Raw genomic sequence first — 21,194 nt, 5'->3', positions numbered from 1 at the left:
AGGTGTCTTATATGAATAATTTCCAATGGATTTGGCAATATTTACGCAGTTATAAATTCAGAATCGTTATTGCTCTTATTTTTGTCGTTGTCAATTCCTTATTGATTATTATTAATCCGATTCTGACGGGAGAGTTAGTCGATCGCGTCATTAATAAGGGACAAACGGATTTATTAATCCCGTTTTTAGCTATTATGATTGGAGTCCAGTTTATTCGAACGGTCATCCGTTATTCGTACCAAATCATGTTTGAGCGTGTGAGTCAAAATGTGCTCTTTCGCTTAAGGCAAGATATGTATCATAAGCTCCAAACTCTGGATTTTGATTTTTTTAATCATACAAGAGTAGGAGATATTATGGCACGTATGACTGGTGACACGGATGCGATTCGTCATTTTATTTCATGGGTCAGTTATAACGGAATTGAATCCATTTTGTGGTTTATTACGGCTGTCGTGATGATGGGGTTGATTAATTTACGCTTAATGCTAGCGTTGATTGTGATTACACCACTCATTTATATCTTAACGATGAAAATGTCGAAAGAAGCACATCCTGTTTTTTACGAGATTCGCGAAAGTTTTTCTCGTTTGAATTCAATGGTTGAGGAAAATATTGGTGGAAACCGTGTCGTCAAAGCGTTTGCACGAGAACAATTTGAAATTGAAAAGTTTACGTCTTATAACGAAGACTACAAGGAAAAAAATATGGCATCGGCACAGGTGTCGGGCAAGTTCTTACCATGGTTGGATTTATTAGCAGGAAGTTTAACGTTGACAACCCTCGGTCTAGGTGGCTTGTTTGTTGTCAATGGCTCCATGACGTTAGGAGAACTCATCACCTTTAATGGCTTCTTATGGATGTTAAATCAACCAATGCGGATGAGTGGTTGGCTGATCAATGACGTGCAACGTTTCTTTGCCTCTTGTGTAAAAATCCGTCAAATGCTCAATACGAAAGCCGATATTCATGTCGAATTATCAGAAGAAGCAACAAAGGTGAAAGGATTTGTCGAATTTCAACATGTTTCTTTCCAATTTTCCGATGATCCTACGACAGATATTTTAACGGATGTTTCGTTTAAAATTGAACCCGGTCAAACATTAGGTATTTTAGGGGAAACCGGTTCTGGTAAGACGACCCTTGTCAATTTGGTCGCTCGTTTTTATGATCCAACAGAAGGTAGAGTATTGATTGATGGCAAAGATGCGAAACAGTATCCTGTCCGTCAATTGCGCGAAAACATTTCAATGGTCATGCAAGATGTCTTCTTATTTTCTAATACAATTGAAGATAATATTGCCTTTGGAAATCCGTTTATGGAGCCAGAGTACATTCAACGTGTTGCGATGGTTGCGGATGCGCATAGTTTTATTACGAAAATGCCACAAGGGTACGAAACGATTGTCGGCGAACGCGGTGTCGGACTATCCGGTGGACAAAAACAACGGATTTCCTTAGCACGTGCTTTAGCAAAAGATCCAAGTATTTTAATTTTAGATGATACAACGTCGGCAGTTGATATGGAGACGGAATCAAAAATTCAAAAAGAATTGGTTCATTTAACAGGCGAAAAAACCACGTTCATTATCGCTCACCGAATTTCATCGGTTAGAGAGGCAGATGTCATTTTAATGATGGAAAAAGGACGGGTAATCGAGCAAGGTAGTCATGAAGAATTAATTAAGAAAAAAGGCTTCTACTATGAAGTTTATCAAAAACAACTAGGATTAACGAATGGGGAGGTGGAATAAATGGCGCGTAATCGATTTGACGAAGATGAAGAGTTAGTCCAAGAATTTAAGTGGTCGCACTATAAACGAGTAGGAGAATACGTCACACCTTACAAACCGGCAATCGGTAAGGTCTTAATTGTCATCATCTTAGCGAATATTGCGAGTATGTTGGGTCCTTATTTTATGAAGATTGCGATTGATGACGTCATTCCTCAAAAAAATCTCCAACTACTGGCAATTATTACAGTTGTTTTCTTATTATCGCTGTTCTTTATTGCGTGGTGTATGCGTTATCGGATTTTAGCCATCACAGAAATCGGACAAGATATTTTAAAAGATATGCGTTATTCCATTTTTGAACATTTACAACGCTTACCATTTTCGTATTTTGATAATCGTCCCCATGGGAAAATTTTAATTCGTGTGGTTAATTATATTAATACCTTAAGTGATTTATTGAGTAATGGTCTCATTAATTTAATTTCTGATATTATCAGTGTCATTATCACGTTAGCCTTTATGTTCTTTATCGATGTGAAATTAACGTTGTACAGTCTAATCTTGTTGCCGATTTTATTTGGAATTGTCATGATTATTACGACGAAACAACGCAAAGCGTACCAACATTTAAGTAATAAACAATCCAACTTAAATGCCTATATTCACGAAAGTATTTCAGGGATTAAAATTACCCAATCATTTGCTCGTGAAAAAGAGAATGCCCGCATTTTTGATGAAGTGAGCGATGAATACCGTACCGCTTGGATGAAGGCTGTGAAAATTCAGTTTTTATTATGGCCAGGTGTGCAAAATATCTCGGTCTTAACCACGAGTTTGATTTATTTTATTGGAATACGCCAAATTGGTGTAGATGTTTCAACGGGAACGTTAATTGCCTTTATCGGTTATATTAATAACTTTTGGAATCCTGTCATCAATATCGGGAACTTCTATAATTCCTTAATTACCGCGACGGCTTACTTAGAACGTATTTTTGAAACAATGGATGAAATTCCTGATATTCAAAACGCGCCAAATGCGCAAGTATTACCGCCGATTAAAGGGCAAGTCACGTTTGACAATGTTGTTTTCCGTTATGAAGAAGGAAAGAATATTCTAGATGGCGTGTCATTTGATATTACTCCTGGCGAAACAATTGCGCTCGTTGGACCAACTGGCGCTGGGAAAACAACGATTATTAACTTGTTAAGTCGTTTTTACGATGTGAATGAAGGCAGTGTCAAAGTCGACGGGTTTGATGTCCGAGACGTAACGCTCGAATCGCTACGCACGCAAATGGGTGTCATGCTCCAAGATACGTTCGTTTTCTCAGGAACGATTATGGATAATATTCGTTACGGAAAATTAGACGCAACAGAAGAAGAAATTATCGCAGCAGCGAAAGTTGTCCGCGCACATGATTTCATTAAAGAGTTAAAAGACGGGTACAATACAGTCGTTGAAGAACGTGGAAGCACCTTATCAGCCGGCCAACGTCAACTGATTTCGTTTGCCCGCGCGCTACTGGCGGATCCGAAAATCTTAATTTTAGACGAAGCGACTTCAAGTATTGATACGAAAACAGAAGAGCTGTTGCAAGAAGGACTTCAACAATTATTAAAAGGCAGAACGTCCTTCATTATCGCGCATCGTTTGTCGACCATAAAAAATAGTTCGCAAATTTTCTATATATCCGAAGGGAAGATTGCAGAAGCAGGAACCCACGATGAATTGATTGAACACAAAGGACTGTATCACTACTTGTATCAGTCGCAATATGATTTGGTTCGTGCGAGCTAACCAAAATCAGCTCAAAAGTAAGATCCCCCTCTTACTTTTGTGTTTTTTTGTTATAATAGACATACCATAAAAGAAATGAGGGAATGCATGAATGATGAATGAATTATTGGTTTTACAAAATGGCTCAGATATCCGAGGGATTGCAATCGCAACAGAGGAACACAAAGTCGATTTAACCGGTGACGCAGTCCGAAAAATTGCTTCTGGTTTGATTCATTGGCTCACAAGCAACATCTCACTAGAAAAAGGTGAATCGTTAAAGATTGGTGTCGGTCGCGATAGTCGATTAAGTGGAGAAATGTTAGCCAACGCGTTAATTGAATCCTTGGTTGAACAAGGCGTGTCGGTGATTGATTTTGGTTTAGCCACAACGCCAGCCATGTTTATGTGTACCCAGTTTCCTCAGTTTGCTTGTCACGGGGGTGTGATGATTACGGCGAGTCATTTACCTTATTATTTTAACGGACTCAAGATTTTTAGCCCCAAAGGCGGAGCAGAAAAAGAAGATATTCACACGATTTTGACTCAGACCACTCCAAGGGAGACAGTGACTAAAGGACGCGTTGAAACCGCTGATTTAATTACTCCTTATGCCGCAGATTTAGTCGAAAAAGTTCGCCAAGGGATTCCTGGAAAAGTGCAACAACCACTCCAAGGAATGAAAATCATCGTTGACGCGGGGAATGGTGCCGGTGGATTCTTTGCCGAAAAAGTCTTACAACCCTTAGGTGCGGATACTACAGGTTCACAATTTTTAGAACCAGACGGTCATTTTCCAAATCACATTCCAAATCCTGATAACAAAGAAGCGATGGCCAGTATTCAAGCGGCCGTTTTAAATGTGGGCGCTGACTTAGGCGTCATCTTTGATACAGATGTTGATCGTTCAGCCGTAGTGACCAAAAGTGGCAATGTCTTGAATCGAAATAATTTAATCGCCGTCTTAAGTCGCATCGTATTATCCGAATATCCAGGAACAAGTATTGTGACAAATTCACCGACGACCGATCATCTGAAAGCCTTCATCGAAGCATTAGGCGGGAAACAAGTCCGTTATATTTCAGGCTATCGTAATGTCATCAATAAAGCCGTAGCACTAAATCAAGCGGGAGTTGATTGTCAGTTAGCGATTGAAACAAGTGGTCACGCTGCCTTCAAAGAAAATTACTTCTTAGATGATGGCGCCTATGTGATTGCCAAAATTTTAATGTTGTTGCCGCAATTAAAAGCAGAAAATCAAACATTAGAACAAATGATTGCCCAATTAAAACAACCGAAAGAAACACAAGAAATACGCTTCAAACTGGAAGTAGCAGATTATCAAACATTAGGGAAACAAGTCATTGCCGACCTCGCTCAAATCGTCATTCCTGGTTGGACAGTTGATCCAGAAAACGAAGAAGGCATCCGCTTTAAGTTAAGTGAAGCCTTTGGTTCCGGTTGGTTTTTACTGCGAATGAGTTTACACGAACCGCTATTAGTCTTACAAATTGAAAATGACGAGGAAGGTAACATTTTCAAAGTACTTGAGAAGTTGCATCCATTTTTGAATCAATATCCTGCCGTCAATCAAACCAATCTTTTATCATTCAAATAATTAACCAAAAAGTGCCTGAGAAAAAACTAAATTCTTTGGCACTTTTTCAGATTTTGATGGTGCTTTTCAAGGTATTTTGGTAAAGTAAGGAAGGTATTATCAGCAATCATAAAAAATTGATTTATGAATGAGTGGTCACAAGGAATCATGGATTCCTTCGAAAGGAGAAAAAGATGGATGTTTTTCGTAAGAAACCCATAAAAAAAGCGTCGCTAGGTTATATGAAGCGAAATTTAAAGTTAAAGGATTTAATTTTATTAGGAATCGGTGCCGTCATTGGAACGGGGATTTTTGTGGTGACGGGTTCTGCCGCAGCCGATTATGCTGGACCAGCTGCGATGTTATCCTTTTTAGTCGCCGCTTTTGTCGTGATCTTAAGTGGGTTTTCATTTGCAGAGTTTGCCTCCCGCGTCCCAGTAACAGGTGGGCCATATAGTTATATGTATGTCGTATTCGGAGAATTAAGTGGCTGGATGGCTGGTTGGTTCTTAATTTGTGAGTATTTGTTGGCAGTCTCTTCCGTTGCTTCGGGCTGGTCTTCTTATGTGCAAGGATTTTTGGCAAGTTTAGGAATTACCTTGCCGAAAGCTTTAACAGCAGGCTATAACGCGAAAGAAGGCACGTATATTGATTTGATTGCGGCTCTTGTTGTCGTATTTATCACTGTATGGGTCACGCAAGAAGCGAAAAAAGCGCTACGCTTAAATAATTTAATGGTCTGGGTAAAGTTTGCTTTAATTGCCTTATTCATTGTCGTGGGCGTCTTTTTCATTGAGCCTAGTAATTGGAAACCCTATATGCCATTTGGTTTTTCCGGCGTCTTTGATGGTGCTGCACTTGTGTTCTTTGCTTTCTTAGGCTTTGACGCAATCGCCTTGGCAGCAGAAGAAGTTGAAAATCCTCAAAAAGATATTCCAAGAGGGATTATCGGTTCGATTGCCATCGCAACCGTCTTATATGTGATTGTGACTTTGATTTTAACTGGGATGGTCCCTTACACGGAATTGGGCGTCGGTGATCCCGTCGCATTTGCACTTCGTTACGTAAAATTGGATATGATTGGTTCAGTTATTTCTATTGGAGCCATTTTAACCTTATTAACCGTCACCATTTCGATGTTGTATTCGCTTGTTCGTTTGATTTATGCGATTAGTCAAGACGGGTTATTGCCCGCTTTCTTACAAAAGATCGATCAAAAACATCGGACGCCCGTTCGTGCAACGTATGTAGCAGGTGGCATTGCGTTATTCTTTGCGGCGGCCTTTCCGCTAGCCATTTTAGCAGAGTTAACCAATATCACAGCCTTAGCCTGTTTGATTATGATGTCTCTAGGAATCTTGCGTTTACGCAAAACGATGGGACAACCCAAAAAAGGGGAATATAAAGTACCATTTGTGCCCGTTTTACCATGGTTAAGTGTCCTTGCGTGTGCCTTTTTAATGAGTCGCTTGCAAAAAGCAACATGGACTGTCTTCATCATTACCATTGTGCTAGGCTTGGCAATCTATTTCTTTTATGGCTATCAACATAGCCATTTAGCGAAAAAAGAAAAATAATAAGAAAATACGTTAAAAAGAGGTCTCAATCCTAGAAAAATAGGTTGAGCCTCTTTTAATTTTTATCCCACCTATTCTCTTTGGAATTCACCTAATTATGAAATCTTCCATAAACAATAGTTTCTAAATATCTCCGAACGAGCGAAAAGATGTTATTTATCGAAGATTTAGAAGGTAATATATTTGATATAGTGTTTTTTATAAGAAAAAATAATGAAAGGGCTTGCATTTTTAAAAGTGAATGCTATTATCTTTTTAACAGGATTGTTACTGGTTGTGCAGGCAAAACCTAAGTTGATACGAGATGATGACTTCATCATTTGGTATTAGTTTAGGTTTTTTTTTGTAAAAAGGGGGGGGGACGCGAACTCAATGAAGATTGAAAAAGTCTACAACAATAATGTTGTACTAGCAAAATCTGATGATTTATCTGAAATCATTGTGATGGGAAAGGGGATTGGTTTCCAGAAAAAAACAGGAGATACTTTTGATGAATCTTTAGTTGAGAAAACATTTGTCATAAAAGAAACTGATTCTGCTGATCAATTAAAGGCGATTTATCAAGATTTACCACAAGAAGAATCAGATGCCATTTTTAAAATTATTCAAGAAGCAGAGACACGATTAAATCATGTTTTTCAAGCAAACGTCTACCTCGCACTTGCGGATCACATTCATTATGCCATCCAACGGACGAGGGAAGGAATTAATTTGACTAACCCTTTGTCTTTTGAAGTGAAAAAGTTTTATCGTCGAGAATTTGAAATCGGAAAAATTGCCTTAGAACTAATTGCTCAACATACTGGAGTCAAGATGGCGGCAGATGAGGCAACATCGATTGCACTTCATTTTGTGAATGCTGAAAAGGAAGGGCAATTAATTGAAGAGACGATGAAAATCACACGAACGGTTCAGGATATTTTGAATATTGTTCGGTTACATTATGGTGTTGATTTCGAAACTGAGACAATTTCTTATAATCGTTTTTATACCCATCTCCAGTATTTTGCACAGCGAGTTGTTACCAGAGAGATTTTTCAGGTACCAACAGATACTTTTTTATTAGATCAGGTAAAAGCAAATTATCCAGAAGCTTATAATTGTGCAAGAAAAATATCTACATATGTTGAAGGTGCTCATCGTTTTAACGTCGCTCCTGATGAGGTTGTCTATCTGACAATCCATATTCATCGGGTTGTACAACTAAAATAATATATGAATTGTTCTAACAAGGATTGTTACTGATAATGCAGGCAAAACCTAGGTAGACAGTAGAAGGATTAATTCTTTTACTATCTATTTAGGTTTTTTATTTTAAAAAAAATAGAAAAAGAGGGATTTAATATGAAATATGAAGAATTAGCAAACGATATTTTAGCTCATGTTGGTGGAAAAGAAAATGTCAGAAGTTTAGCACACTGTGTCACGAGATTACGATTCAAATTAGTAGATGAGAGTAAAGCGGATACCGAATACTTGAAAAAACGTGAAGGTGTTATTACGGTTATTCAAAGTGGTGGGCAATATCAAGTTGTTATTGGGAACCATGTTCCGGATGTCTATGCAGCTGTGAATACAGTAGGTGGCTTAAATGGCGGCGAAACAAAAGCCGAAGACGAGGGACCAAAAGGTAGTTTGTTGAATCAATTCATCGATATGATTTCAAAAATCTTCCAACCCATTTTAGGCGCCTTGGCAGCAACAGGAATGTTGAAAGGTCTTGCTGCAATATTAGTGGCTGCAGGGATGTCGACTACGGATGGTACATACGTGTTAATTCAAGCGGCAGGTGATGGTTTTTTTAATTTCTTACCTATTTTCTTAGCCTATACTGCTAGTAAACATTTCAAAATGAATAGTTTTACCGCAATGGCTGTAGCAGCTGCAATGGTCTATCCTGGATTGGTAAATCCTGCTGAGATCGAGCCGTTATATACCTTATTTGCAGGTAGTATTTTCGAATCACCTATTTACATGACTTTCTTAGGCTTACCAGTCATCATGATGAGCTATGCATCATCAGTAGTCCCAATTTTATTAGCGACTTACTTAGGTTCAAAAGTAGAATCAGTATTGAAAAAAATCATTCCAGATGTTGTGAAATTATTTTTGGTTCCGTTTTGTACGTTATTAATTGTTGTGCCGTTAACAATTTTATTTGTTGGACCCGTTTCAACTTGGGTAGCTACCTTAATTGGAGCGCTAGTTTCTTGGGTATATAATTTAAGCCCAATTGTTGCAGGAGCGATCTTAGGCGGTGGCTGGCAAGTATTTGTAATGTTTGGATTACATTGGGGATTCATCCCAATTGCCATCAATAACTTAGCGACACAAGGTTACGATCAATTACTTGCCACAACGCTAGGTGTTTCTTTTGCTCAAATTGGAGTCGTATTAGCAATCATGTTAAAAACAAAAGAAGCGAAAGTGAAACAATTAAGTATTCCCGCTTTTATTTCCGGATTATTCGGCGTAACAGAGCCAGCTATTTACGGAATCACATTACCAATGAAACGTCCTTTCCAACTTAGCTGTATTGCAGGTGCTATTTCTGGAGCTTTTGCAGGTCTTTTCAAATTAACAGGATACCGTGTTGGTGGTTTAGGAGTGTTTGCACTACCAAGTTATATTGATCCAAATGGTGCAGTAGGCTTTAATTTCTGGGCAGCCATTATTGTCTGTGCAGTCGGTTTTGTAGTTGGGTTCCTGTTAATGTTCTTCTCAAAAGTTCCTGTTCTATATGGAGAAACGGAAACTGTCGTGCCAGAATTTACGACTTCACCAGAAGAAGGAACAAAAAAAGATGTAAGTGCCGCTGCTGAAAAAGATTTAATTGCGAGTCCGATGACAGGTGAAATGGTTCTTTTATCGGATGTTCCGGATGAAGCATTTGCAACCGCTGCTTTAGGAAAAGGAATCGCTGTGCTTCCAACCATTGGGAAAGTCTATGCTCCAGCAAATGCAACCGTCTCACTTTTATTTCCAACGCAACATGCAATCGGATTAACGACAGAAAATGGAACGGAAATTCTGATTCATATCGGAATGGATACCGTACAACTAGAAGGAAAAGGCTTTACAAGTAACGTGAAACAAGGTGATAAAGTCTTAGCAGGTCAATTGCTAATGGAATTTGATATTGAGTTCATCCAAAATGCAGGATATGAAGTGATCACGCCCATTATTGTCACAAACAGCAATGATTATTTAGATGTTATCACTACAAAAGAATCACAACTCAGTCAAGGTGATTATCTCTTATCAGTCATCGCATAATTCAATAAAGACATTATCAATAATAGAGAGACAAGAAAGGAAGAGACAAGATGCAAACAGTATTTCCTAAAGGATTTTTATAGGGTGGGGCGACAGCTGCCAACCAATATGAAGGAGCATATAATGTCGATGGTAAAGGGTTATCCGTTCAAGATGTAACACCAAAAGGGGGATTCGGTCCGGTCACTGACGGGCCGACACCAGATAATATGAAATTGGAAGGCATTGACTTTTACAACCGATATAAGGAAGACATCGCATTATTTGCTGAAATGGGATTTAAAACGTATCGGACCTCTATCGCATGGACTCGCATATTTCCGAATGGTGATGAAACGGAGCCTAATGAAGCGGGGTTACAGTTTTATGATGATCTGTTTGATGAACTTGCAAAATATAATATTGAGCCATTAATTACGTTATCTCATTACGAAACGCCGCTACATCTATCTCGCAAGTATGATGGATGGGTTGATCGGAAAATGATTGGCTTCTACGAGAATTATGTCCGGACCGTCTTCACCAGATACAAAGATAAAGTATTGGTTAACATTCAATGAAATCAATTCAATTATTCATTTGCCATTTATGAGTGGAGGAATTGCCACTCCGCTAGAAAAACTATCTAAATCGGATTTATATCAGGCATGTCATCATGAATTAGTTGCGAGTGCTTTAGCAACCAAAATTGGCCATGAAATAAACCCAGAATTTAAGATTGGCTGTATGGTCCTCGCCATGCCGAATTATCCGCTAACTTCACACCCAGACGATGTGATTGCGGTGATGGAAGCAGACCGACAAAACTTCTTTTTCTCTGATGTTCATGTTCGTGGTAAATATCCAGGATATATGAATCGTTATTTTAAAGAAAACGACATTGAAGTGAATATAACAAAAGAAGACGAAGAATTACTTAAAAATACGGTTGATTTTATCTCGTTTAGCTATTACATGAGCGCTACTCAAACGGCAGATCCTGAGAAAAAAGAGGTTGAAAAAGGAAATATAATAGGAGGAGTCAAAAATCCTCACTTAGAAGCTTCAGAATGGGGCTGGCAAATTGACCCTAAAGGATTACGAGTTATTTTAAATACCTTCTGGGATCGTTATCAAAAACCGTTGTTTATCGTCGAAAATGGACTAGGCGCAATTGATGAGTTAGTAGTAGGTGATGACGGTCAACTAACAGTAAATGATGATTATCGAATTAATTATTTGAATGACCATTTAGTACAAGTGAATGAAGCGATTGCAGATGGTGTTGATGTCATAGGATATACGACATGGGGATGTATCGACTTAGTCAGTGCTTCTACAGCAGAATTGAAAAAACGTTATGGATTTATTTATGTAGATCGTAATGATGATGGAACAGGTACATTAAATCGGTATAAGAAAAAATCGTTTAATTGGTACAAAGAAGTCATTTCAAGCAATGGTGCATCCTTGTTACCATAAGATAAATGAATGTCGGTTAGTCAAAATTGATTGGCAGACTCTCTATCTCTTCTTTAATTTAATAATACTTGTAGTTGAAATAACAAAAAGAATCTCTTGTTTCAACTAGACCCTATAAAGTGGACTCTTAATAAAAGAGACTCTTTATAGGGTCTTTTTGTTATTCAAAATGGAAATATACACTTCTTATTGATAAATTGTAAGAAATTGAGAGAATCCCGTCTATACTGCTTTATTTCTATGAGGAGAATATGACTAAACGTATCTTTCTGACGAACAAGTTGAAGATCTTGCAAAAAAATCCTTATATTTCACCGTACTTAAAAACATAGAGTCTTTTTATGGTTCGATACTTCTTTTATAATAAAATCTTATTACTTTATATTATTTTTACATTGTAAATTTCAAGTTTAAATTAGCCACCCTTGGTGACTAAAAAATTCTGTACCACTATTGATCGATTGTTATGAAAGGTAGTGAATCCTTGATAATGAGCTGAGGTATGGTAATCTGCCGATGGGATGGCCTCAGGTCAGCTCCCAGACAACAAGCCATGCCGAGGAAGGCTCGTTGTCAAGGGTTCACGGGTAAATCCGCTAATCGCTCTTGTTTGAATGCATGGGCGAACATATCATATGGTGTCGCGTATCCCAAAATTTTCCGAGGATAACCGTTCATCCAACGTTGGATTCGCAAAATATGTTTCTCGCTCACCTCACTAATTGGGCTACCCTTCGGGATAAAACGGCGGATCAACTTGTGTTGGTTTTCACTCGTCCCGCGTTCCCAAGAAGCATAGGGGTGACTGAAATAAACATCTGCCACATTCTGCAAGACTTCGTGTAACCCGGCAAACTCTGAGCCATTATCTGAGGTGACGGTTTTAAATAGCTGGTCAAAGGCATCACCAGCCCTCTCCTTCAGGCTGTGTATTGCTTGATCCACCGATTGAGCATCTTTCCCAGCCAATTTCAGTATGACTTCAAAGCGTGTCTGCCGTTCTGCTAGTGTCAGTAATACGGCATCCGATTTGGTTTTGTTTCCTATGACTGTATCGATTTCCCAGTGTCCGAAAGTTTCTCGGGTTTCAATTTCTTTAGGGCGTTCTTCAATTGATTTTCCGAGAATACGCTTGTTAGAACGATAGCTAGAACGAACCGTTTTGATTTTACGCGACAGTTTTTCGAGCAAATCAATATTCTTTGTTTTCATGATGCCCCGGTCAATCCATTGATAGAGTGTGGTTGTACCAGGAATGATGGGAAAATCGAATAGCTTATGTTTTCTGGCAAATCCGACTACGATGTCCGGTGACCATTTTTCATTTAACATTTTGTCATCTGCCCAGTCAATGAAAGCATCTGTTTTAGCCCATTTGGGGTGTCTACCACAATTCAGTCGTTGCTTTTCATAGAAGGCTTGTCCTGCGTCAGCATCATAAACAGAATAGTAAGTCTCATAGACTTTTCCATTTTGTATTTGGCGTTTTAGTTGGGTGATGGTCCCGCGACTAATCTCATTATTTATTGTTTGTGGAACACGCCCTAGGACTTTGGCGATCTGACGGTTGGAGTAGCTTTCTTTTTTCAAAATGGCAATTTGACAACGTTCTGAGTAGGAGAGATGTTTTCCCTTGCGTAAATTTGTGTTACTATAGGTTTGCGTCATGTGAAATCATCCTTGTCTATTGTTAGTTAGTGGTAACTTCAATATAACATGGAATTCACGTGGCGTTTTTTTTTATTTCAAATGGCTAAGTTAATTATATAATCCACCATTATTTTTACATGGCGCGTATACAAGGATATAAGACTTAAGTTGGATTATTTTCAAATGTTTTCAAAAGACACTAAATCATTTGAAAACAACGGAAATATAATACCTTTTATTACAAATATCGGTTATTAATTTCTAGCTTATTATTGTTTAAACCTTAGAAGATTGGCTTTACCTTTTCCTTTCCAGTGAGTCGCTATTTTCAACAGAATCCAGAAAATAAGGCTTAAAGCAATCAAACTAACGTACATCTTATAAATCTCTGCAGTCTGATTCTCGATTATAAATTTTGGCATCTGAAAGAAGTTTCCAGGATAAAATCCACTAGATGCCAGAGTATCATTCGAAAGCCAAGTACTCATCAAAGAGAGACCAAAGGCAATGCCAAGCGTCAATGGATAGTTATGACAAATGGTTGCGATAAATGCGCACAGCGAAGTTAAGAAAACGACTAAAAAAAATGTTCCAATAAAAAGTTGAAACAAGTATTGATCGGCCAATTTCATCGAAACGTTTTGCTGTTTATCCATAAAAAATAGGGGATACTGGCTTTCACCCAAGCTATTCCAAATAGCAATCAAGACTGAAATGATGACTAGTGGTAATAAGAGACTGAGACTCATCCAAAGCCAATATATCCAACTTTTTTGTTGCAGAATTTTAAAGGGTTTCCGTGGAGTAAGCCAATTCCATGCAACGGTTTTATCTGTATATTCATCGGTAAAAAATTTGCTTAGAAAAAGAAGTAACATCCCCCAAACAGCGATAGAAGGAATCAACTGACTAAAGTAGATAAAATAATTAACCAACGGCAGTTTTTGGGAGTGACGTGGGTCAAAGACTGTCATTTCTTTTTCGATAAAGTAATCAAGTTTTGTTACCAGTATTTTTTGATCATCGACATACTGTCCAGTCTGTTTCGAAGCTAACATGTCCTCGTAATCGATTTTAGCGAGCTGGCTTTCCGCCTTTAGCTGGTCTAGGTAATCCTTTTTTTCCAATGATTCAAGTTGTTGACTATAAAGAATTGATTTTTCTTCCAACGTTTCAATTCTGTTTAAATTTCCGTTATTTTGGTGTAGTCGTTCGATTTCTTGCGCATCCGCTACTTGATTTGCTTTAATGTTAAGATATCGTTGCTCATCTCTTTTATTTTGCGAGACCGTTAATTGAATAAAGCAGGGGATTAGTAGTAATAATAAAAATAAAAGAGGTGGTAGTGCATTTATCTTTTTGCTTCGTAGTTTCTCTATTTCCCATTTCATTTGCTCACCTACTTATCTCTTGAGAATTGATATTTACTTCGCTTCGTTTCATTAGGATTCGGTTTAAAATAAAGAATAGTAGAATGCTAAGGACCATTAAAAAAATCCCTTTTTCAAAAGAAATTGCAGCCGCCCCCCAAGGATTATTTCCTAAAATCAATCGGGGGAAATCCCAATAATTTGTAGGTAACCATTTAGCGATTGTGACTGGAATAAAGGTACTCATTCCACCTAGTGCCAATGGGAAAATGCAGAGTGCTAAAAATAAAAAAATGAAAAGGAATTGCGTAAAAATGTTTTGCAGTAAATAACCAATAACTGTTAGCAAAAAGAAAAAAAGTAGGGTACTAAAAAATAATAACAGTAAATAAGTTATTATCGTTGTTTGGTGAATGATTTGCTGCGAGTCTAAATAAAAAATAGGATAGTTAAAATTTCCGATGCCACCTTTCAGTACTGAAATCAGATAAATCCCCAACGTCCCTGTGATTAGAAATCCTGAAAGTGTCAGCATCATAACACCAATTTTATGCCACATAATTTTACTTAGCTTTTGCGGCGTACTACGCATAAAGTTCGCCGTGTTCTTGCGATGTTCATAACTACAGAACAAAGCAATCAATAAGGTACCCATACTTAGTAACAGAGGGTATGATAATTGTAAAAAAGTATTTAGCAAAAAATGACTCGCTGGGGGAACGGCTGTAAAAAAGGGATCAACCCACTCAATCTCTGAATGCTCAAAAAACTCAAGTTCCTTGATTCTTAGTTCCAATTCAGGAATGGTTGCGCCGAGTAAATTTCCGTTTTTCGCTTTCTCGAGTTGAATCTTAGCAATTTCAGATTCCGCAGTGATTTGTTGATGCTTATTTTTTTGAGTAATGCCGCTTAAACCTTCTTGATAAGCAGCCAATTCTTTCTCACTTACTGCAATCAAATCGGCAGGTGCTTCTGTGGCCTTCATTGAATGAATAGCACTTTGTAATAACTCCTGATTTTCTTGATAATATTGCTCTTTTTGGCTGTCGACATCCGTTTGATTGGTCTTGTTTTGTAATAGCGGTAGGATGCCAATCCCAATAAAAATGGTGATTAGGGTCAACACTAGCCAACGATTGATTTTCAAAAATTCATATTTCATTTAAAAATACCTCCGAACCATTGAATAGTTGATTATATTGCTCTTGCAGATCTTCGGTGACACTATTTGTTTCATGTAATTTACCCTCATGTAAAAAAGCCACTTTCGTACATAATTCAGCAACATTTCCTAAATTGTGAGAGGACATGATGATTGTCTTTCCTCGTTTTACGAACGACTGTATCAACGCATTGAAAAGTTGAATATTCGTGGGATCCAAACCATTCAAAGGCTCGTCAAACAAGAGCACTCTAGCATCGCTTATATAATATAAAGAAAGAAGCAGTTGTTGTTTCATCCCTAATGAAAGTTGTCGTACTTTTTTATGTTGAAAACGATTGATATGGAAAATATTCAAAGTATCAGTGATTGACACCGTTGATTGCCAAAGCTCTTTAACCATTTCTAAGTGTTGTTGAACCGTTAAATCAGGGTATAGATTTTGAGAGTTTTCAAGGAAAAAGATTTCTTTCAAATAAGCTTCTCGTTGCTTTTCATAAGCAATCGAATGATTCAAAATAAAAGAACCGGATTCTCGAGGAATTAATCCAACAATACTGTTGAGGAAGGTGGTCTTCCCAGAACCATTAGGCGCAATTAATCCTAGTACATCACCTTTTTTTAATGTAAGGGTTAAGTCATTTAATACTTGCTGTTTTTTATAGCTGACCGTCAAGTTTGATATTTTTAACATATAGACCTCCTTAAAATAGCTATTATTATTCTTTTGATTATTGTTTAATAGTTAACATTTTATCATAATAAAAAGATAAAAACTGACTCCGCGTAACGAAGCCAGTTTTTATTACCAAACATTATAAGTGTTTTGTCGTCTCCATATCGTTGAAGTACCAGCGGATGTTTGACTGATATTGTTATAACCTGTACGAACAAAGCTCGTGTTGTAACGTAAATCTCGAGTTGTTATATCGCGTTTTGGAGTATAAGAACCATCTTTGAATTGAGTTACAGTGTAGTAATTTTCGACAACAGCAATCTTAATTCGAGGTGTTGGTGCTTGATCGGCAGCAACTTCAATATTGTTGATAATTCCGATTGGTACAAAACTTAATGCAAGTAGAGATGAAATGACACGTTTTTTCATAATTATTACCAACCTCGTATAATATATTTAATATTTAAATTGTGATGTCAAATCACAATAATATTTTACTCAGCCAGCATACCAAGGGAAATTTGATAAAAAATCAATTATGTAGTTCATCCTTTCACCTCTTAAATATTCTTTATTTACAATTTATCCTAAAAACAACTAAAAGAACATGACGTGAATGTCATGTTCTTTTAGTTGTTTTTGTAATCGAAGAGATAACAAAAGAGTAATGGAACAAGCACTAAAGAGAGTGAACATGTACATTATTATAGAGAAAGTTTGATATATAAAATTGATAAAAACATAGGATAGTGATATTTGATTGTGATAGAATAAGTTAAATATACCCATCAAAGTATTGTATTTAAAAAAAGCGAAAGATAAGTAGTTGAAAGGGAGGTAACTAGAATGAAATTAAGTTTAGGAAGAAAAATACGAGCAGCCAGAGAAAAGCAAAAATTAACACGCGAAATGGTTTGCGAAGATGAATCTAATATTACAATCCGACAACTAGCTAGGATAGAGACTGGAAAATCCCTCCCAACGTTAACAAAACTGACTTTTCTAGCGGACAAGTTAAACATATCTTTAAATTACTTAATGGATGACTCATATATTGAGTTATCTAAAGAATATATCATTCTAAAAAATAAAATCATTAAGCAAACAATCTATAAAGATCCTACTCGAGTAGAAAAGATTAATTTATTATTTGATCAAATGTATGGGGAATTTTATGATTCTATTGGAGAAAGCGAGCAAGTGGTTATCGATGTTTTAAAAGCTACTACAGATGTGTTAGTTTTTGAGAATATACAATTTGAATCAGGCTTATTAAAGGAATACCTACAACAGTCTTTAATAAAGCAAGAATTAATTGAAATCGATTTTTTACTGATTTACTTATATCTCTTGTATACATATGGGAAAAGTACTTCTTATAAGATGACGAGTACGACTAATAAAGTATTAAAAAAGATAATCAGTAACTCTAATTATTCGAACGATTTGAATGCATATCTTGCGATAAGAGTTCATATTTTTGCATTACACTTTTTATCTGAATTGAAAGACTACGAAACGTATAAAAAATTGTTAGATATTTCCAAGATGATTTCTGAGGAAAATCAAGAATTTCAAAAGAAGCCCATCTTGCAGATGATGGAAGCAAAGTATCTATTATTTCATTTAAGTGATATAGAAAAAGCAAAGGAAACGTATGTTGTGGCTGCGCAAACAGCGATGCTATTAGGCGATAACATCGCGCATAATCAAATATTGTTAGAAATGGACAAAGATTTAAAACTTTTTGAAACGATTTAATATTCAATTATCTTTTTTTGAAGTTCTACAACTCATTGACAAAAAAACGTCAAAAGGATCTCCGACACTAGTGGACCGTTGAAAATGCCTTATGCTAGCTACGTCGAAAAGGTGAATAGAGTGAAAAAAGATGACAGGGATGTCATCTTTTTTCGCTCTATTATTGTGTTAAATCAAGTAATTTTTGTTTTAAATCTTCTTCCATGTGACCGAGTTCAATCTCAGCGGCATGACGTTTTTCTTTTCCTTCTTGCTGGATACGTAATGTTTCTTGGATCGTTTCAATTAAGTCATTTTGAGTTTGTTGTAACGTTTCGACGTCAACAATGCCACGCTCATTTTCGCGGGCTGTTTCAATCGCAGAAACTTTTAGCAATTCGGAATTTTTCTTTAATAAGTCATTTGTGGTTTCAGCAACTTGACGTTGAGCAGTGACCGCATCTTTTTGACGAAGCAATGTCAAGGCGATGGCCACTTGGTTTTTCCATAATGGAATCGCGGTATGGATAGAAGCTTGTATTTTTTCTGCTAGTGCTTGATTCGTATTTTGAATTAAACGAATTTGTGGCGCTTGTTGAATCGTAATTTGGCGCGTCAAACGTAAATCGTGCGTTCGTTTGTCTAAGCGATCTAAGAATTGAGTGTAGTCGTTGACAATTTGGACGTCCATTTGATCGCCCGTTTCTTCCGCTTTTTTCATAGCTGCAGGAATAATTTCATTTTGCAATTCTTCCATTTTTAACTCACCAGCAGCAATATAAATGTTTAAGGCTTCAAAGTAATCTTTATTTTTTTGATAGAGTTGTTCTAAAAGAAGGTTATCTTTTAATAAGCCTTCTTTTTCTTTGTCCAATTTAATGGCAACTTTATCAATTTGAGCGCCAATCTTTTGGTATTTCGCCGTTACTTCGAAAATGGATTGTTTCACTTTCCCAAACATCCGTTTAAAAACATTGCCCTCGCCGGCGCGTAAGTCATCCGGATTGGCTTCTTGCAAGCGATACATTAGTTCCGTGAGGGAATCCCCAACCGGTCCGATGTCGGAAGCTTGCACGTGATTTAACATCGATTGAGAGAATTCACTGAGTTTCGTTTGAGCCGCTGATCCGTAAGTAATCACAGCTTGTTGATCATTAGAATCGATTTTAGAAGCTAATTCTCGGGCTTGTTGTTGTCTTTCAGTCGATAAGCGGTCCATCATGCGAGGAGCTGTTTGTTGCTGTTGTAATTCATTTAATTCGGTTTGTTGATTCACAGTCAGATTATCCGTATTTGTTTCAAAGGGATTATTTAATAAATCATCCAAAGTATCAGATACGTTTGTAGCAGGTTCATTAGTTGTCATTGAAAATCCTCCTTTAATTCAGTGAGTCATAAAAAAGAACCGGAATGTTCCCCCAGCTCTTCCAAGATTATTTTTGTGAGTCTGTTTGATTATATGTATTATCTCTTTTTAAGCTCTGTTTGGCAATCGATAACTCAATATCCAATTCTTCTAAATCGTCTGAAACAAATTGTTGGTAATCAGAAGTAATTAACGAAGCAAGTTGATCAATGATTTGGATGCTTTCTTCCATTTTTTCATAGGTTTCACGACTTTTTACTTCATGGTTATTAATTTCGATATATTTATTTGTTAAATCAACCATATTCGGTAAATGAGTATATAAAAAATGATTGGCTTCGTGGAGTCGTGTCGGTTCTTTGACAAGCGCTTTGAACAACCCTTTGGCTGCGCGTAACGTATCATGTCGTAAATCAATTGCTTTTAATTTGGTGTTGACATGAATGTTTTGTTGCAATTGATCAATTTGTTGCTTTGCTTGATTGAGTGTTTCACGAAAAAGGGTAATTTCGCGTGGACTCATCCCACTAGCTAAATAGGCTTCTTCGCGTTTTTTTGTGAGCGACGGGAGAGCTTCTTGTGGTGATTCTTTTGCTTTAGAGCGAAAAGCAAAAACTAACAATGCAACCCCTAAAAGAAAAAGAACAAGATTTCCCGAATTTTGGAAGCCTGTAGCACTAAAGATTATGAGGAGTATCAAGCTGATGGCCAGAATCTTCCCGTATGGATTTTTTTTCATTGATTACGCCTCCTATATTCCTATAAAATAAACCAGTATTGATTACACTATTCATTTTATCATGTTCTAATTAATAAAAATATACGACTTGGGATTGATTTTGATAATTTAGGAATTTTATAAACAATTGTGTGTTAAAATATGAAGAAATAGGGATTAGGAAGGGGCATCAGACTCAATGCTGGGTTACGAGGATTTTGAAGAAAAAACCATTGCGCGCAAAGAAATTTTTAAGGGTAACATTATTGACGTTTATTTAGATGATGTCGCGTTGCCTCAAGGCGGTACCTCACAAAGAGAACTCGTTTTTCATCCTGGTGGCGTAGGGATTTTAGCCATTACGCCTGACAATAAAATTGTTTTAGTCAAACAATTTCGTAAACCGTTAGAAAAAGTTATTTTAGAAATTCCTGCGGGGAAGATTGAACAAGGAGAAGGCCATACGCCTCTTCAAACGGGGATGCGCGAATTAGAAGAAGAAACTGGCTATCAGGCGACGGCATTCGAACACTTGACGTCCATGTATTTGTCGCCAGGATTTTCGGATGAGCTGCTACACGTGTATCATGCCAAAAACTTAACAAAAGTGGATGAGCCATTACCGCAAGATGAAGACGAAGTATTAGAGATTTTCGAGTTGACGTTAGAAGAAGCAAAAGCAAAAATGGCGACCCAAGAAATTTGTGATGCAAAAACGATTTTCGCTATCCAATATTGGGAATTATTAATAAGCAAAGAAAGGGATTAATATGGCAAAAGGACCATTAGTGACACGCTCTGAGTTAAGAAAGCGCAAAATAGAGTCACCATCAGAGCAAACAAAAGAACAAAAGCAAGCGCAAAGAGACTATCAACAAGAAGAAAAGAAAATAAACAATTATTATCGGAAACAAGCGAAGCAACAATCAACTATTCAAAAAACGCGTACGGGTGAAAAAGAAAAATCACGACGTATGAATCATTTCTTGATGAAGTGGATTCTGATTGTGACCGTGTTAATTATCCTTGTCTTGTTAATGGTATTTTTCTTATGATTGCTAGAATAAACAGAATGGAGTATCAACA

General features: G+C 37.0%; 16 protein-coding genes and 1 pseudogene. 10 read left to right on the top strand and 7 right to left on the bottom strand.

From position 1 onward, the window contains the following. Positions 1–11 precede the first annotated feature (11 nt). From IGI68_RS02070 to IGI68_RS02040, 7 genes and pseudogenes are all read left to right on the top strand, one after another. Positions 12–1,754 carry an ABC transporter ATP-binding protein gene (locus IGI68_RS02070; RefSeq protein WP_438730016.1) on the top strand — a complete coding sequence of 581 codons (1,743 nt, stop codon included), beginning with the start codon at positions 12–14 and terminating at the stop codon, positions 1,752–1,754. Beyond that, positions 1,755–3,536, top strand: a complete 1,782-nt coding sequence (locus tag IGI68_RS02065) for an ABC transporter ATP-binding protein (protein WP_438730013.1) — start codon at positions 1,755–1,757, stop codon at positions 3,534–3,536. Positions 3,537–3,630: 94 nt separating this feature from the next. Next, positions 3,631–5,133 (top strand): phosphomannomutase/phosphoglucomutase, encoded by a 1,503-nt coding sequence (locus IGI68_RS02060; protein ID WP_438733190.1) that lies wholly within the window; start codon positions 3,631–3,633, stop codon positions 5,131–5,133. Positions 5,134–5,306: 173 nt separating this feature from the next. Continuing rightward, positions 5,307–6,689, top strand: coding sequence for an amino acid permease (locus IGI68_RS02055; RefSeq protein WP_438730010.1), 1,383 nt, complete (start codon positions 5,307–5,309; stop codon positions 6,687–6,689). 372 nt (positions 6,690–7,061) lie between these two features. Further along, entirely contained in the window at positions 7,062–7,901 is an 840-nt protein-coding gene (gene licT / locus IGI68_RS02050) for a BglG family transcription antiterminator LicT (RefSeq protein ID WP_438730007.1), read from the top strand. 132 nt (positions 7,902–8,033) lie between these two features. Next, a complete protein-coding gene (locus IGI68_RS02045) occupies positions 8,034–9,965 on the top strand; it encodes a beta-glucoside-specific PTS transporter subunit IIABC (RefSeq protein ID WP_438730004.1) in 1,932 nt (643 codons plus the stop codon). Positions 9,966–10,015: 50 nt separating this feature from the next. Continuing rightward, a pseudogene (locus IGI68_RS02040) lies at positions 10,016–11,426 on the top strand (glycoside hydrolase family 1 protein). Between the two features lie 573 nt (positions 11,427–11,999). On the opposite strand, the gene IGI68_RS02035 reads toward IGI68_RS02040, so the two are convergent. The 5 genes from IGI68_RS02035 to IGI68_RS02015 all read right to left on the bottom strand — a co-directional run bounded on the left by IGI68_RS02035 (position 12,000) and on the right by IGI68_RS02015 (position 16,713). After that, positions 12,000–13,094, bottom strand: a complete 1,095-nt coding sequence (locus IGI68_RS02035; protein ID WP_438730001.1) for an IS30 family transposase — start codon at positions 13,092–13,094, stop codon at positions 12,000–12,002. A 251-nt stretch (positions 13,095–13,345) separates the two neighbouring features. Beyond that, entirely contained in the window at positions 13,346–14,467 is a 1,122-nt protein-coding gene (locus IGI68_RS02030) for a hypothetical protein (RefSeq protein WP_273230852.1), read from the bottom strand. Positions 14,468–14,471: 4 nt separating this feature from the next. Continuing rightward, the gene (locus tag IGI68_RS02025) at positions 14,472–15,608 is read right to left on the bottom strand and encodes a hypothetical protein (protein WP_273230854.1); all 1,137 of its coding nucleotides are present in this window, start codon (positions 15,606–15,608) and stop codon (positions 14,472–14,474) included. Further along, a complete protein-coding gene (locus IGI68_RS02020; RefSeq protein WP_273230856.1) occupies positions 15,598–16,302 on the bottom strand; it encodes an ATP-binding cassette domain-containing protein in 705 nt (234 codons plus the stop codon). Before IGI68_RS02020 ends, IGI68_RS02025 begins: the two co-directional genes overlap by 11 nt. Positions 16,303–16,413: 111 nt before the next feature. After that, complete coding sequence (locus IGI68_RS02015) at positions 16,414–16,713, bottom strand: hypothetical protein (protein WP_273230858.1); 300 nt, start codon at positions 16,711–16,713, stop codon at positions 16,414–16,416. 417 nt (positions 16,714–17,130) lie between these two features. Here IGI68_RS02015 and IGI68_RS02010 point away from each other — a divergent pair, with 417 nt between their 5' ends. After that, complete coding sequence (locus tag IGI68_RS02010) at positions 17,131–18,045, top strand: helix-turn-helix domain-containing protein (RefSeq protein ID WP_273230860.1); 915 nt, start codon at positions 17,131–17,133, stop codon at positions 18,043–18,045. Between the two features lie 160 nt (positions 18,046–18,205). Here the strand turns inward: IGI68_RS02010 and IGI68_RS02005 are convergent, their stop codons facing one another. Next, complete coding sequence (locus IGI68_RS02005) at positions 18,206–19,390, bottom strand: toxic anion resistance protein (RefSeq protein ID WP_438729996.1); 1,185 nt, start codon at positions 19,388–19,390, stop codon at positions 18,206–18,208. A 67-nt stretch (positions 19,391–19,457) separates the two neighbouring features. Continuing rightward, positions 19,458–20,129 (bottom strand): 5-bromo-4-chloroindolyl phosphate hydrolysis family protein, encoded by a 672-nt coding sequence (locus IGI68_RS02000; RefSeq protein WP_273230862.1) that lies wholly within the window; start codon positions 20,127–20,129, stop codon positions 19,458–19,460. Positions 20,130–20,307: 178 nt separating this feature from the next. Here IGI68_RS02000 and IGI68_RS01995 point away from each other — a divergent pair, with 178 nt between their 5' ends. Then, on the top strand, positions 20,308–20,877 hold the full coding sequence (locus IGI68_RS01995) for an NUDIX hydrolase (protein WP_071874446.1): 570 nt from the start codon (positions 20,308–20,310) through the stop codon (positions 20,875–20,877). Position 20,878: 1 nt separating this feature from the next. Next, a complete protein-coding gene (gene macP, locus IGI68_RS01990; RefSeq protein WP_273230864.1) occupies positions 20,879–21,163 on the top strand; it encodes a cell wall synthase accessory phosphoprotein MacP in 285 nt (94 codons plus the stop codon). Positions 21,164–21,194 lie beyond the last annotated feature (31 nt).

The organism is Enterococcus sp. DIV1314a (assembly GCF_051713805.1).
GTDB lineage: Bacteria > Bacillota > Bacilli > Lactobacillales > Enterococcaceae > Enterococcus_I > Enterococcus_I aquimarinus.
The sequence above is the reverse complement of the archived record's forward strand: the minus strand, read 5'-3'. Positions and strand labels throughout refer to the sequence as shown.

What these genes read in the sequence shown, in the direction of transcription:
- IGI68_RS02070 (WP_438730016.1), top strand. Translation starts at nt 12, where the DNA reads ATGAATAATTTCCAATGGATTTGGCAATATTTACGCAGTTATAAATTC.
- IGI68_RS02065 (WP_438730013.1), top strand. Translation starts at nt 1,755, where the DNA reads ATGGCGCGTAATCGATTTGACGAAGATGAAGAGTTAGTCCAAGAATTT.
- IGI68_RS02060 (WP_438733190.1), top strand. Translation starts at nt 3,631, where the DNA reads ATGAATGAATTATTGGTTTTACAAAATGGCTCAGATATCCGAGGGATT.
- IGI68_RS02055 (WP_438730010.1), top strand. Translation starts at nt 5,307, where the DNA reads ATGGATGTTTTTCGTAAGAAACCCATAAAAAAAGCGTCGCTAGGTTAT.
- licT (WP_438730007.1), top strand. Translation starts at nt 7,062, where the DNA reads ATGAAGATTGAAAAAGTCTACAACAATAATGTTGTACTAGCAAAATCT.
- IGI68_RS02045 (WP_438730004.1), top strand. Translation starts at nt 8,034, where the DNA reads ATGAAATATGAAGAATTAGCAAACGATATTTTAGCTCATGTTGGTGGA.
- IGI68_RS02035 (WP_438730001.1), bottom strand. Translation starts at nt 13,094, where the DNA reads ATGACGCAAACCTATAGTAACACAAATTTACGCAAGGGAAAACATCTC.
- IGI68_RS02030 (WP_273230852.1), bottom strand. Translation starts at nt 14,467, where the DNA reads ATGAAATGGGAAATAGAGAAACTACGAAGCAAAAAGATAAATGCACTA.
- IGI68_RS02025 (WP_273230854.1), bottom strand. Translation starts at nt 15,608, where the DNA reads ATGAAATATGAATTTTTGAAAATCAATCGTTGGCTAGTGTTGACCCTA.
- IGI68_RS02020 (WP_273230856.1), bottom strand. Translation starts at nt 16,302, where the DNA reads ATGTTAAAAATATCAAACTTGACGGTCAGCTATAAAAAACAGCAAGTA.
- IGI68_RS02015 (WP_273230858.1), bottom strand. Translation starts at nt 16,713, where the DNA reads ATGAAAAAACGTGTCATTTCATCTCTACTTGCATTAAGTTTTGTACCA.
- IGI68_RS02010 (WP_273230860.1), top strand. Translation starts at nt 17,131, where the DNA reads ATGAAATTAAGTTTAGGAAGAAAAATACGAGCAGCCAGAGAAAAGCAA.
- IGI68_RS02005 (WP_438729996.1), bottom strand. Translation starts at nt 19,390, where the DNA reads ATGACAACTAATGAACCTGCTACAAACGTATCTGATACTTTGGATGAT.
- IGI68_RS02000 (WP_273230862.1), bottom strand. Translation starts at nt 20,129, where the DNA reads ATGAAAAAAAATCCATACGGGAAGATTCTGGCCATCAGCTTGATACTC.
- IGI68_RS01995 (WP_071874446.1), top strand. Translation starts at nt 20,308, where the DNA reads ATGCTGGGTTACGAGGATTTTGAAGAAAAAACCATTGCGCGCAAAGAA.
- macP (WP_273230864.1), top strand. Translation starts at nt 20,879, where the DNA reads ATGGCAAAAGGACCATTAGTGACACGCTCTGAGTTAAGAAAGCGCAAA.